This window comes from Micromonospora sonchi (assembly GCF_014646235.1).
Taxonomy (GTDB): domain Bacteria; phylum Actinomycetota; class Actinomycetes; order Mycobacteriales; family Micromonosporaceae; genus Micromonospora; species Micromonospora sonchi.
In genome coordinates this window covers 1-12,418 of record NZ_BMNB01000040.1, presented here as the reverse complement: position 1 = coordinate 12,418, position 12,418 = coordinate 1, and the positions used below count along the sequence as shown (strand labels likewise).

Genomic DNA, 12,418 nt, shown 5'->3' with positions numbered 1-12,418 from the left:
GTGGCTACCCGATGACCGGCCATCCGGTCATATCCCTACCTTGCGGAAGCCCTGGCCTCCCCAGGGGCTTCTGGCCGTGTGTGTGCATGTCTGGTCAGGGAAGCGGCAGATCCTTGAGCTGTCGGCGGGAAGTGATGCCGAGTTTGCGGAAGATGTTGCGCAGGTGCGCTTCGATGGTGCGTGGGCTCAGGAACAGCTGTGCGGCGATCTCCCGGGAGGTCGCCCCGGTGGCGACCAATCGGGCGATGTGCAACTCGTGGGTGGTGAGGGCGTGGGCCGGCTGGGTGCTGCGTTTGCGTGGGTGTTCACCGGTGGCGCGCAGCTCGCGGGCGGCGCGCTCGGCGAACGCTGCCAGGCCCAGCTCCGACAGTAGTTGGTGGGCGGTGCGGAGTCTCTTGCGCGCGTCCTGGCGGCGGCCTTCGCGGCGCAGCCACTCACCGTAGACGAGGTGAGCACGAGCCGCGTCGCTGGCCATCCGGGACTCTCCGAGCCGTTCGATCGCTTCGCGGTACTGCTCCTCGGTACCCGGCCCTGTGCTCGTCAGCGCTCGTGAGCGCGCGGCCAGGCCCAGCGCCCACGAGGTGCCGCACGCATACGCGCGTGAGCTGAACTGCTCCAGTGCGAGCGCCGCTCGTTCCGGCTCGCCGGCACGGACAGAAGCCTCGATGAGCTCGGGTAGGCCCGCGCTGCTGACCGACTGTTCGTCGGACCTGCACGCCCTCGCCGCGGCTTCCTGCGCGACCGAATAGTTACCCAACCCGTTGTGGAGCACTGCCATCGCGTACTGGGCCAGGGAGACCTCCGCGCCCTCGTCGGGGTAGGTGCCATCGCTGGCTATGACGGCGTTGAGCGCGGTGGTCTCGGCCTGGTCGCCACGCCAGGCGTTGAGAATGACGCGAGCATGGCGCAACGGCACGCCTCCGGTCGCCTGTGTGATCACCGTGGCCTCGGTGGCCAGTTCGTCGGCGTAGGCGAGATCGCCCATCAGGACCGACGTGATGGACAGGAAGTTCAGTGCGGCGGGGAGTGCCGCCAGCGCGCCGGCCTCACGAGCGAGCTGGACGTTGCGGGCGGCCAGCACGTAGAGCAGCTCGTCGTCGAGGATCGCCACGGCGTTGCGGCCGGCCAGCCACAGCCAACGGTCGCTCTGGCAGTCTTGCTCGGGATCCGTGAGCGGGCTGTTGCGAAACGCCTCAAGGGCGTGCCGTAGCCCGGGCGCTCCCGCCGCATAGCCCTTCGTCAAGGTCGTCGCGAGCCCGTCGAGGAGCAGGTCCACCGGTCGCGTCGGCACCCCGGGTGCGGGGGCGGCCAGGGCCGCTTCGGCGATGCGCACCGCGTCGCCCCCGCCGTTGATGATCGCCGCGTCCAGCGCATGTAGGTAGGTCTCGCGGGACAGCGCGGCGTCCAACGGGGCGAACGCCTTGGCGGCATCCATCAGCATGCCCGACACCTCGGTGCCTCGGGTCAGGTGGAACACGATCTGGGCTCGCAGCAGGTCGAGATGCGCACGTTGCAGGGGATCCAGCGGCCCGAGCGGCGCCGCCGTGAGCAGTTCCAGCGCGTTTTCGGAGGCGCCGGCTTCGTGCTTGGCGCGGGCGGCTTCCAGCGCCCGCCGGGCACGGGCGGCGTGATCGGGGGTGAGGGTTGCCGCGCGCTGCAGGAACGCGGCCGCGGCGGCCAGCCCGCCACGGGCCCGCGCCCGGTCGGCCGAGCGTTCCAGCTCCGCGGCGGCTTCCTCGTCGGTGCCCAGGACTGACTGTGCGCGGTGCCAGGCACGCCGGTCCGGATCGAGCTGAGGGTCGGTGGCGGCGGCCAGCGCGCCGTGGGCGCGGCGTTGGTCCGGCGGGCTGGCGGCCCGGTAGACGGCCGAGCGCGCCAGCGGGTGGCGGAACCGCACCCGGGTGTCGATCTTGATCAGTCCGGCGGTTTCTGCGGGTGCGGCCCCCCTGCGGGCGATCCCCAGCTGTGCGGCCGCGCGCGACAGCAGCGCCACGTTGCCGGTCGGGTCGGCGGCGGCGACCAGCAGCAGCAGCTGGGTGTCGGGTGGCAGGCTGCCGGTGCGGCGCCGGAACTCGTCCTCGACGCGATGCGGGACGGTGAGGGTGTCGGGCAGCTCGAACCCGCCGGCCAGCTGTGTCGGCGGCGTGCTGCGGGGGAGTTCCAGCAGCGCCAGCGGGTTGCCGCGCGCTTCGGCGATGATCCGCTCACGGACCTCGTCGTCCAGCGGGGTGCGGACCGCGGCCGCCAGCAGCGCTTCGGCCTCTTTGTCGCCGAGGCCGTCCAGGCGCAGCTCTGGCAGTCCGGAGAGCGGGTGAACCTCGTTCGTGCTGGCGTCGCGTTGTGCGAAGACCAGCGCCATCCGCTCGGCCGCGACCCGGCGTGCCACGAACGCCAGGACCTGTGCGGAGGCCTCGTCCAGCCACTGCGCGTCGTCGACGAGGCACAGCAGCGGCTGTTCCTCGGCGATCTCGGCGAGCAGGTTGAGGGTGGCCAGCCCGACCAGGAACCGGTCCGGTGCCGCCCCGCCGCGCAAGCCGAACGCCACGCCGAGGGCGGCCTGCTGCGGCTCGGGCAGCACACCGACCCGGTCCAGCAGCGGCGCGCACAGCTGGTGCAGACCGGCGAACGCGAACTGGGTCTCGGACTCTGCTCCGACCGCGGACTCGACCCGGTACCCAGATCGAGCCGCGGTGTCGCGGGCGTGCTCCAGGATCGCGGTCTTCCCGATGCCCGCTTCCCCGCGCACCACGAGTGTCGCGCTGTGTCCGGCATGTGCCTGGATCAGCAGTTGCTTGACCGTGTCGCGCTCTGCACGCCGGCCCAGAAGGTTCGCCAGTTCGCTCTCACCCGAGTCCGTCGGCACCGTAAAGGAATGTAGAACTTAGGTAAGTGTCACCGATGCGAACCGCGGTCGCCAGACCGGGGGTCTCCACCGCCGTCGGGTTGCCGGCGCGCCGCCGATGCCGTTGCTCCGAGCAAGACCGCCAGAGCGACCGCTGGCTGCGGCTGGCCGACCGCAACGCGGTGGCGATCCTCGACGACGAGCTGCTCTACTTACTGGCCAGCCGTAACGTCCAGCTGGCTCGTGAGGCCGGTGCGCTGACGACGCTCCCGGACTCGCTGCGCTTCCTGTCCATCACGTCGGGCCTGATGGGCGAACTCGCCCGAGCCGGCGAGGCGCCGGCCATCACGCAGGCCACCGGCGGCGTACAGCTGTGGCACGCGCACGTCATCCTGAGTGCCTGGCGTGGCGACCAGGCGGAGACCACGGCGCTCAACGCCATCACCGCCCAAGACGTCGCCTTCTCCGACGAGGGTACGGAGGCCGCCTTGGCTCAGTACGCGATGGCGGTGCCCCACAACGGGCGGGGCAACTATCCGGCCGCGCAGGACGCTGCGGCACGGGCGTGGCAGTCCCAAGAGCTGTCGCTCAGCAACCTCGTCCACTTCGAGCTCATCGAGTCAGCTGCCCGCGCCGGTCTACGGCGAGTGGCTACGCCGCGAACGCCGACGCCAGGACGCCCGCGAACAGCTCCGCACCGCCCACGAGCTGCTGTCGGACATGGGCGCGGAGGCGTTCGCCGCGCGCGCCGCCCGCGAATTACGCGCCACCGGTGAACACCCACGAAAACGCACCGCCCAGCCGACCGACGCGCTTACCGCCCACGAGCTGTACATCGCCCGATTGGTCGCCACCGGAGCGGCCTCCCGGGAGGTCGGCGCGCAGCTGTTCCTGAGCCCGCGCACGATCGAAGCCCACCTGCGCAACATTTTCCGCAAGCTGGGCATCACCTCCCGCAGGCAGCTCAAAGAACTCTCACTTCCTGATTAGACAGGAACGCACGGCTATCGTGGTGATCTCCGGTACGCGGAAGCTGTGTGGCGGCCGGACACCGGGCGAAGGCTTCGCAACCTCCGCGACGAGGCACTGATCCGGCTGTACTGCGACGCCAGCGCCCCCGTGCGAGTCGGCCCTGCCCGTCCTCCTGTCACCCGGCGGGACTTCCGCTGTCGCGCGTTACCGGTGCCGTATGCCTTCGAGGGCGAGCCGGAGCAGTCGGCCAGCTGCAGGCGGGTCGCCTTCGGTGGCCTGGGAGATGGCCTGGACAAGCGTGATCAGGTCGTCCGGCGGGACACCAGGCCGGATTGCGGCAACTCGGAGCGCTCGGCTCATCAGGTCCTCCGTCGCCTCACGCACTATGCCATGGCAGGTGTGGCTGTACGGTGCTGTGTTGTCCGCTGCGTCGAGTGCAGCCGCCAAGCCACGGGTGCTCGCTGCGGCGACTGTCAGCTCTTCCAGCCAGGTGAGCAGTGCCGTGCGGGGGTCTTTGTCAGCCAGTTCACCGGCTCGCCAGCGAAGGTGCGCGACGCTGTCTTGGAAGACCTCCTCGAGCAGCGCATGCCGGGAGGGAAAGTGCCGGTGCAACGTGGCAGAGCCCACGCCGGCCTCGCGGGCGATCTCCTCAAGGGAGACCTGGGCCCCGTCACGGGCGACGAGGGCAGCGGCCACCGTGACGAGTCGCTTGTGGTTGCGCTGCCAGTCCGAGCGCTGCGGCCGGACTTTGGGTTCTGTCATCAGCGGGACCGCTTACCTAGGCAAAGTGGAGGGACGCCCCATATCGTAGCTCGAGTCAAATGGGGTAGTACCCCACATCGCTCGTTGAGGAGACTCCTATGCCTGCATCGCCAACGCCCGTACTGGTCACGGGAGCGACCGGCAACCAGGGCGGCGCCGTGGCACGAGCCCTACTCGCCACCGGCGTCCCGGTGCACGCCCTGGTGCGAAACCCCAACACCGAGAGCGCCGCCGCCCTAGCTGATCTCGGTGCCGTCCTGGTGCACGGCGACCTCGACGACATCACGTCGCTGGCGGCGGCCCTCGTCGGCGCCAGTGCGGTGTTCTCCGTGCAGACGTCCGACGTCACCGATCCCACGGGCGACTCCGAGGTCCAGCGCGGAGACAACCTCGTCAAGGCCGCGCGCTCGGCGGGCGTCGAACACTTCGTCCACACCTCGGTCGCGGGCACAGCTGCCGTCGATGTCGAGTACTTCGACGAGGCACGCTACGGCGCGATCACGCGGCAGTACTATCACAGCAAGGCTGCGGTCGAGGAACTCGTGCGCGCCGCCGGCTTCCCCCAATGGGCGATCCTAAGGCCGGCCACCTTCATGGAAAACTTCGTCCGGCCCTCGGTCTACTTCGCCGACATGACCTCGGATCGCCTCCTCGTCGCCGTTGACCCCGACGTCCAGCTTCCGTTCGTTGCGGTAAACGACATCGGAACAGCCGCCGCAGCAGCGTTTGCGCAGCCTGCCCGTTTCCACGGGGTTGAACTCGAACTGGCCGGTGATGTACGCAGCTTCCGCGAGATCGCCGAAGGCCTGTCCCATGCTCTCGCAGCAACCATCGAACTTCCCAGCAGCCGTGAGGACATTCACGACGAGGGCGCCATGGCGGCGTTCTTCCAGGGGCAGCGATACATGAGTGCGCATCCCGCACCGGCCCGTCCCGACCTGGCCGCCAACCTGGGCGTGCCGACGACCACCTTTCAGGAGTGGACACGAAGCACTCTGCCCGGCCGCCATCGCGGACCGATCGGCGGGTAAACGCGACAATTGAACCGGACCCAGGGGCGCCGAGTTCATCCGTGCCCCTGGATCTGCCCTGGTCACGCATCGGCCGATTACTGTCCGTGTAGGCGTCACCGAGGGAATCGGGACTGCATCCTGCCACTAGCAGCCGAACGAATCCCCCTGATCGCGTCTTTCCCGAGCCGCCCAGGGCCGGATGACGCCGATCCGGGCGAAGGTGCGTCGATGCCGCAGACACGTGACGAGCCCGACTCGGTGATGAAGGTCAACTCCGGCGATCTTGACCGTGATCCTGTTACCCGCCTCCATAAGTGTCGTGGTGCCTCGGCTGGTTCGGCCTGCAGGTCGGGCGCCTGCTCGTCCTGGCAGGCGCGGCGATGCCGCCCGTGGCGGTGCCCGCGAGCGTCCATGACGCCGGCGGTCTGAACCTGGAGCAGGCGGGCGTAGATTCTCAGGGATGCGGATCGGCGAGCTGTCCAAGCGCACGGGCGTGAGTCCGCGCTCACTGCGGTACTACGAAGAGCAGGGCCTGCTGACCAGCTCACGCTCCGACGCCGGGCAGCGTCACTATTCCGACGCCGAGGTTCAGCGCGTGTCACTCATCCGGCAGCTGTTCGACGCGGGTATGTCCAGCCGGGTGATCGCGACTGTGCTGCCGTGCGTGGAGACCCCGAGTGACCCGGGCGTCGTCGAGCTGGCGTTCACGACGATGACGCGCGAGCGCGACCGGATCGACGCCGACATCGCGCACCTGGTCGAGACCCGAGATGCGCTCGACGTGCTGATCAGGGCCAACGGCCGGCACCGGGCGGAGTTGTCCACGATCCCGGGACCGGTGACACGGTCGGCCTGATGCTGTGACCTGCACCTTAGCCGGTTGCCCCTTACATCGGTGTGAGAGGTGAGGATGGCTACGGAGCCCGGAACCACCGGGATCGGTCACACGGGAGGCGGCAGAAGATGGGGCAGGCGTGGGGTTTCGGCAGGTATGGCGGGCCCGAGGTGCAGGAGTTCTTCGATCGTCCCGATCCCGTCCCCGGTCGCGGCGAGGTGCTGATCCGGGTCGACGTCGCCGGCGTGAATCCCCTCGATTACCTTCTGCGCTCGGGTCTGGTCTCCGGGCTCGACGGCGGGCGTCCGTTTCCCCGCGTGCTGGGCATGGAGGCAGCGGGAACCGTTCTCGCCTGGGGCGAGGACGTCGACGGGCTCGAGGTGGGTGACGCGGTCTTCGGCTTCGCACTCACCGGTGGCGGCACCTATGCCGAGACGACGGTGCTGTCCGCGCCGAACACCGCGCGCATCCCGGCGGGTCTGTCCGCGACCGTGGCGGCAACGCTGCCAGTGGCCGGGACGACCGCGGTTGATGTGCTCGACCAGCTCGGCCTCCCGGCCGGTGCCACGGTCCTGGTCAACGGGGTCGGGGGCGGGGTCGGCCTCGCCGTCGCCCGGCTGGCCGTCGGGCGCGAGCTGCGTGTGATCGGCACCGGGAGTACCGCCAAGCGCGAGCACGCCGAGACCATCGGGGTGCGGTTCATCGACTACGCCGCCGGGGACGTCGTCGCCGCGGCACGCGAGCTGGTTCCGGACGGCTGCGACGGGATCGTCGACCTGGTCGGAGGCGCTTCGCTGCGGACGGTCGCTCCGCTGGCCCGGGATCCCCGCAACGTCATCGCCGTGGGTGATTCGTCTGTGCCCGATCTCGGTGGGCGTTTCGTCGAGCGTCGCCTCGACCGCGAGAACCTGGAGCGGTCCGCCCGGCTGGCCCTCGACGGAGTCCTTGCACCTGTGATCACCGCGGTCCATCCGCTCTCCGACGCCCCGGCTGCCCTCGCCACCGTCGAGAACGGTCACGCTTCGGGCAAGGTTGTCATCAAGGTGGCATGAGAAGTGCCCGGCCGACCGACGCCAAGAGCGGGCCGCACCTAGGACCGCGGATCGGGTAACAGCCATGCCGCCCGGTGGGGCCGAGCTGGGCGAGTTCGCCTTCGATGTCGACGTCGATGGCCGAAGAAGTTGATGTTCTCGCTGTGGGCCGGGGAGATGTGGGCCAGGACCTCATCGTCGATGCGGCGGCCAGCGGCACGCATGGAATCGATGTCCAGGCCGTAGTACTCGGTGGTCCAGGTGATCACCGGGTTGGTGACCACGGTCAGGCACCAGGCTTGCTCGGTTTGCTGCTCAAGATGCCTGGCACGGACCGCTCCTTCGTGCGGCAGTGCTCCCGGTCGGGAGCGCGCGGGCGCCCAAATGCAGAGGACCCTCGGATGGGTACTCAGGGTCATGTCGATCGCCTCGGCATGGCCCTGAGAGGACGTCTGATTCACGCAAAATGCGTGAATCAGACGCTCACTTAGCCCAGCACCCGCCCGAGGAAGCCGCGCAGGTAACCCGCGACGACGTCCAGGTGGCTCTCCAGTAGAAAGTGGCCGCCGTCGATTAGGTGCACCTCCGCGTCCTTGGCGTCGCGGGCGAAGGCCCGCGCGCCCGCCGGGCCGAAGATTTCGTCGTTGCGGCCCCATACGGCGAGTACTGGGGTCTGGCTGGTGCGCAGGAACTCATGCAGCAGTGGGTAGAGCGGGCGGTTGTTCTGGTAGTCGCGGAACAGCGCCAGTTGGACCTCGTCGTTGCCCTCGCGGGAGAAGAGGGCAATGTCATGCTCCCAGGTGTCCGGGCTGACCAGGCTCGGGTCGGGTACGCCGTGGAGGTACTGCCAGCGGATGGCGTCGAGGGTGAGTGCGGCGCGGACAGCGGGTTCGGTTTCGGGGCCAGGGTTCGCGCCGTATGCCCAGACGTCGGTCCAGAAGGACTCGACGAATCCGTCCTCGTAGCCATTGCCGTTCTGGGTGACGAAGGCGGAGATCCGTTCGGGGTGCTCGAGGGCAAGACGCCAGCCGATGGGGGCGCCGTAGTCCTGGACATAGAGGGCGTAGCGCTTCAGGCCCAGTTGGTCGAGCAGCCCCGAGGTGAGCTCGGCAAGGGCGTCGAAGGTGTAGGTGAACTCCTTCACGTCGGGGGCGGCGGAGAGGCCGAAACCAAGGTGGTCCGGCGCGATGACGTGGTACTCGGTGGCCAGCAGCGGGATGAGGTTGCGGAACATGAACGAACTGGTCGGGTAGCCGTGCAGCAAGACGATTGCGGGGGCGTCGGCGGGGCCGGCTTCGCGGTAGAAGATTTCATGCCCGTTGACGGTGGCCGTTCGGTGATGCACTGAGCTCATGTCTAACCCCTTAGAGGCTCCGGTCTGGTTAGTTCCTCATCATGGGAGCATGGCGTGAGCTAACCTGTCAAGCGGCCTTATCTGGTTAGATCTGGAGGTGGGGGTGGTGGAGTCCCTGTTGGACCTGCTGAACAGCAGGCCGCTAGTGAACGGCGAGGAGCAGGACGCGCTGGGCGGCGCCGCCGAGGGTGGGTGCTGGGCCCGGGAGCGCGGCGGTGACGGCAGCCTCGCCGAACTGGCACTGTTGCGCGAGGTGCGGGATGTCCTGCGAGACGTGGTGAGCGGGCGAAGTTCCCCCGCCGCACTGGCGCCACTGCTTGAGGGAGTGCACCAGGTGCCGGAGGTGACCCCCGATGGTCTCCGGTGGGCACTCAAAACGCCCCCACATGCCCGACTGCCCGTCGAGATGATCCTGGCCTGGGCCCGCACCGAGGAGAAACTGCCCGGTCGGCTACGTCCCTGCGCCAACGGCGAGTGCCGTCTCTTCCTGCTCGACCGCAGCCGAGCCAACCGCGCCCGCTGGTGCTCGATGGCCGCCTGCGGAAACCGCGAGAAAGCTCGCCGTCACTACAAGCGCACCCAATGACGTTTCTCTGTGAAATGATCTGCGCGAAGCGGTATGAACCGTTCCATTCATGAGCAGGGCGTTGTCACGTTGGTAAGTGCGTGGGTGTCTGAGTGGCCGTCCGTCAGGATGTTGCGGAAGTGGGCGTCGAAGTGCAGTAGCCCGTTGGTGTTCATGAAGGCGATGTCGGCGCGTAGGCATCGCTCGACCATGGCGCACGCGGCGGTGACGGCTTCCTGGCCGGCGGGGAGCTGCGTGGCCAGCCAGTCGTGCAGGGTCTGCGGGATGTATTCCAGGAACAGCACCACGCTCGCCGACGCCGGGGCGAGTGCGTGCAGCCGCCGCCGCACCGCTGCCGATCCGCCCCAGTACGCGACGACACGTTCGACGTCCGCGTGCTCGTCGGCTGGCGGCGTCGCTCCGGGCAGCACGCGCCAGTGATGCATCAGCGGAAACGCCTTGCTCTGCCCGGTGAGCACCCAGTTCGTCGTCATGGTGTTGGCGGCGATTTCCCGCCAGGCGCCGAAGCCGGGGCCGGCAAGCATGACGACTTGCCAGGTGGGCGGGGCCTCGTCGGGGGCCAAGCCAATGGGTTGGATACTCCGGCACTGCGAGTCATCGGGCGACCCCAGGACGGGCCGGCCGCTACAGGCGATCCCGCTGTGGCAGAACGTCGGGCGACACGATGAGGTCCTGTTCCTGCCGGCGTGACGTGCTCGCGCGTCACATCGCCAGATCCCCGATCTCGGCGATGACGGTGCCGTGGGGGACGGTGTCGCCGAGGGCGGCGGCGATACCTGTGATGATGCCCGATTTGTGGGCGTTGATGGGCTGCTCCATCTTCATGGCCTCCAGGATGGCGACCAGCTCGCCGGCTTCAACTGTCTGACCTTTCTCCACTGCGATCTTGACGATGGTGCCCTGCATGGGCGCGGTGAGTGCGTCGCCGGATACGGCGGCGCTCCGCTTGCTGCCGCTGGAGCGCTTGGGTGCCTTCTTCGCGGTGCCGCCGCCGAGGGAGAGTTCACCTGGCAGTGCGACCTCGATCCGTTTGCCGTCGACCTCGACGACGATGGTCTGCCGCTCGCCGTCGTTCTCCGGCGCCTCGGCGACCGAGCCGGAGTACGGCTCGACGGTGTTGCGCCACTCGGTCTCGATCCACCGGGTGTGGACGGAAAACGGCTGGGCTGGATCGGCCGGGGCGAACGCCTCGTCGGCGACCACCGCGCGGTGGAACGGGATCACGGTGGGTATGCCGTCGACGACGAACTCGGCCAGCGCGCGACGCGAGCGCTCCAGGGCCTCGTTGCGGTTCCGGCCGGTGACGACCAGCTTGGCCAACATCGAGTCGAAGGCGCCACCGATGACGTTACCGGCCTCGATACCGGAGTCGATCCGCACCCCGGGGCCGCTCGGAGGACGAAACTGCGTGATGACGCCTGGTGCGGGCAGGAAGCCTCGACCGGTGTCCTCGCCGTTGATCCGGAATTCGATGGAGTGCCGCATCGGGGTGGGGTCGTCGTAGCCAAGTGGCTCACCGTTGGCGATGCGGAACTGCTCACGTACGAGGTCGATGCCGGTGACCTCCTCGGTGACCGGGTGCTCGACCTGAAGGCGGGTGTTGACCTCAAGGAAGGAGATCGTGCCGTCCTGCCCGATGAGGAACTCACACGTCCCGGCCCCCTGGTAGCCCGCCTCCTTCAGGATGGCCTTGGACGCGCGGACCAACTCGGCGTTCTGCTCGTCGGTCAGGAACGGGGCAGGGGCTTCCTCAACGAGTTTCTGGTGGCGGCGCTGCAGCGAGCAGTCCCGGGTGGAGACGACCACGACGTTGCCGTAAGTGTCGGCAAGGCACTGAGTCTCGACGTGGCGGGGCTTGTCCAGGTACCGCTCGACGAAACACTCACCACGTCCGAACGCCGCGACCGCCTCACGGGTGGCCGACTCGAACAGATCAGGGATCTCTTCGAGGGTGCGTGCGACTTTCAGGCCGCGTCCACCCCCGCCATAGGCGGCCTTGATGGCGACGGGCAGGCCGTGCTCCTTGGCGAAGGCTACGACCTCCTCGGCGTCGGCGACCGGGTCGGGCGTGCCGGGCACGAGGGGAGCGTTGGCGCGGGCCGCGATGTGTCGCGCCTTGACCTTGTCGCCCAGTGCGTCAATGGCCTCCGGGGAGGGACCGATCCAGGTGAGCCCAGCGTCGATGACAGCCCGGGCGAACGAGGCGTTCTCCGCGAGGAACCCGTAGCCCGGGTGGACCGCGTCCGCGCCCGACTTCCGGGCGACGTCGAGCAGCTTGTCCTGCACGAGATAGGACTCTGCGGGAGTCGCTCCGCCGATTGCGTAGGCCTCGTCGGCGACTTTGACGTGCACTGCGTCACGGTCAGGGTCTGCGTAGACGGCGACTGACCCGATACCGCTGTCCTTGCACGCACGGGCGATGCGAACGGCGATCTCGCCCCGGTTTGCAATCAGCACCTTTTTCAGCATGGTGGCTCCATGGGGTAGTCAGGGTCGAGGCTGAATCGCCCGACGGTTTCAGCGATTGCGGCGACGCTGGTGCCGGGTGAGGCGGGTGAGGCGGGTGACCCGACGATGCCCTGGCTGCACAAAGGACTCGGCACCGTCTGTCTCCGTTCTCGGGTCAGTGGGGCAGGGCCGAGCTGCGCCAGGCGCCGGGCCCGTGCACCAACGGTCGGCGGGCCAGGCGCGCGCGTTCGACCCAGACGGAGGTACGGCGCCGGGGTGGGTCGTTCGCCTGCGCGGAGCGTGCGGCACGCGCGAGCACGACCATCACAATGGCGAGTTCTTCGGGGGTGGCGCCGCCGCGCACCAAGGCGATCGGCCGCGCCGCCGCGGCATCCCGTTGCGCATCGGTGCCGGTCACAGCGGGATGTTTCCGTGCTTCTTGGGGGGTAGGGTTTCGCGTTTGGTGCGGAGTATGCGTAGTGCTCGGGTGATTTGGGTGCGGGTTTGGTGTGGGGGGATGACGGCGTCGATGTAGCCGCGTTCGGCGGCGATGTAGGGGTTGGCGAGGGTGTCTT

At 68.7% G+C, this 12,418-nt stretch carries 14 protein-coding genes; 6 read left to right on the top strand and 8 right to left on the bottom strand.

Annotated features, from left to right (window positions below; genetic code table 11):
- Positions 1-94: 94 nt before the first annotated feature.
- Positions 95-2,863: an AAA family ATPase gene (locus IEY61_RS27865; RefSeq protein WP_229706503.1), complete on the bottom strand. Its 2,769-nt coding sequence runs from the start codon at positions 2,861-2,863 to the stop codon at positions 95-97.
- 35 nt (positions 2,864-2,898) lie between these two features.
- Between IEY61_RS27865 and IEY61_RS27860 the strand changes: the two genes are divergently transcribed.
- Both IEY61_RS27860 and IEY61_RS31605 read left to right on the top strand, forming a co-directional pair.
- Positions 2,899-3,618, top strand: a complete 720-nt coding sequence (locus IEY61_RS27860; protein WP_229706502.1) for a hypothetical protein — start codon at positions 2,899-2,901, stop codon at positions 3,616-3,618.
- On the top strand, positions 3,563-3,832 hold the full coding sequence (locus IEY61_RS31605; RefSeq protein ID WP_229706501.1) for a helix-turn-helix domain-containing protein: 270 nt from the start codon (positions 3,563-3,565) through the stop codon (positions 3,830-3,832). Before IEY61_RS27860 ends, IEY61_RS31605 begins: the two co-directional genes overlap by 56 nt.
- A 186-nt stretch (positions 3,833-4,018) precedes the next feature.
- Here IEY61_RS31605 and IEY61_RS27855 read toward each other — a convergent pair whose 3' ends face one another.
- A complete protein-coding gene (locus tag IEY61_RS27855; RefSeq protein ID WP_189049636.1) occupies positions 4,019-4,576 on the bottom strand; it encodes a TetR/AcrR family transcriptional regulator in 558 nt (185 codons plus the stop codon).
- A gap of 98 nt (positions 4,577-4,674) precedes the next feature.
- Here IEY61_RS27855 and IEY61_RS27850 point away from each other — a divergent pair, with 98 nt between their 5' ends.
- The 3 genes from IEY61_RS27850 to IEY61_RS27840 all read left to right on the top strand — a co-directional run bounded on the left by IEY61_RS27850 (position 4,675) and on the right by IEY61_RS27840 (position 7,476).
- A complete protein-coding gene (locus IEY61_RS27850) occupies positions 4,675-5,607 on the top strand; it encodes an NmrA family NAD(P)-binding protein (protein WP_189049634.1) in 933 nt (310 codons plus the stop codon).
- A 442-nt stretch (positions 5,608-6,049) separates the two neighbouring features.
- Complete coding sequence (locus IEY61_RS27845; protein WP_189049632.1) at positions 6,050-6,445, top strand: MerR family transcriptional regulator; 396 nt, start codon at positions 6,050-6,052, stop codon at positions 6,443-6,445.
- Between the two features lie 107 nt (positions 6,446-6,552).
- Positions 6,553-7,476, top strand: coding sequence for an NADP-dependent oxidoreductase (locus IEY61_RS27840; protein ID WP_189049631.1), 924 nt, complete (start codon positions 6,553-6,555; stop codon positions 7,474-7,476).
- 38 nt (positions 7,477-7,514) lie between these two features.
- On the opposite strand, the gene IEY61_RS31600 is transcribed toward IEY61_RS27840, so the two are convergent.
- Positions 7,515-7,916, bottom strand: a complete 402-nt coding sequence (locus tag IEY61_RS31600) for a Tn3 family transposase (RefSeq protein ID WP_229706500.1) — start codon at positions 7,914-7,916, stop codon at positions 7,515-7,517.
- A gap of 26 nt (positions 7,917-7,942) precedes the next feature.
- Positions 7,943-8,809, bottom strand: a complete 867-nt coding sequence (locus tag IEY61_RS27830; protein ID WP_189049629.1) for an alpha/beta fold hydrolase — start codon at positions 8,807-8,809, stop codon at positions 7,943-7,945.
- A gap of 106 nt (positions 8,810-8,915) precedes the next feature.
- On the opposite strand from IEY61_RS27830, the gene IEY61_RS27825 reads away from it, so the two are divergent.
- Positions 8,916-9,395, top strand: a complete 480-nt coding sequence (locus IEY61_RS27825) for a CGNR zinc finger domain-containing protein (protein WP_189049627.1) — start codon at positions 8,916-8,918, stop codon at positions 9,393-9,395.
- 47 nt (positions 9,396-9,442) lie between these two features.
- On the opposite strand, the gene IEY61_RS27820 is transcribed toward IEY61_RS27825, so the two are convergent.
- The 4 genes from IEY61_RS27820 to IEY61_RS27805 all read right to left on the bottom strand — a co-directional run.
- Entirely contained in the window at positions 9,443-9,958 is a 516-nt protein-coding gene (locus IEY61_RS27820; RefSeq protein ID WP_189049625.1) for an aminoglycoside phosphotransferase/kinase family protein, read from the bottom strand.
- Between the two features lie 139 nt (positions 9,959-10,097).
- On the bottom strand, positions 10,098-11,861 hold the full coding sequence (locus IEY61_RS27815) for an acetyl/propionyl/methylcrotonyl-CoA carboxylase subunit alpha (protein WP_229706510.1): 1,764 nt from the start codon (positions 11,859-11,861) through the stop codon (positions 10,098-10,100).
- Positions 11,862-12,018: 157 nt separating this feature from the next.
- The gene (locus IEY61_RS27810) at positions 12,019-12,261 is read right to left on the bottom strand and encodes an acyl-CoA carboxylase subunit epsilon (protein ID WP_229706499.1); all 243 of its coding nucleotides are present in this window, start codon (positions 12,259-12,261) and stop codon (positions 12,019-12,021) included.
- Positions 12,258-12,418: carboxyl transferase domain-containing protein (locus tag IEY61_RS27805; protein ID WP_189049433.1), on the bottom strand; the 161-nt coding region annotated here is incomplete at its 5' end. The genes IEY61_RS27810 and IEY61_RS27805, both read right to left, overlap by 4 nt.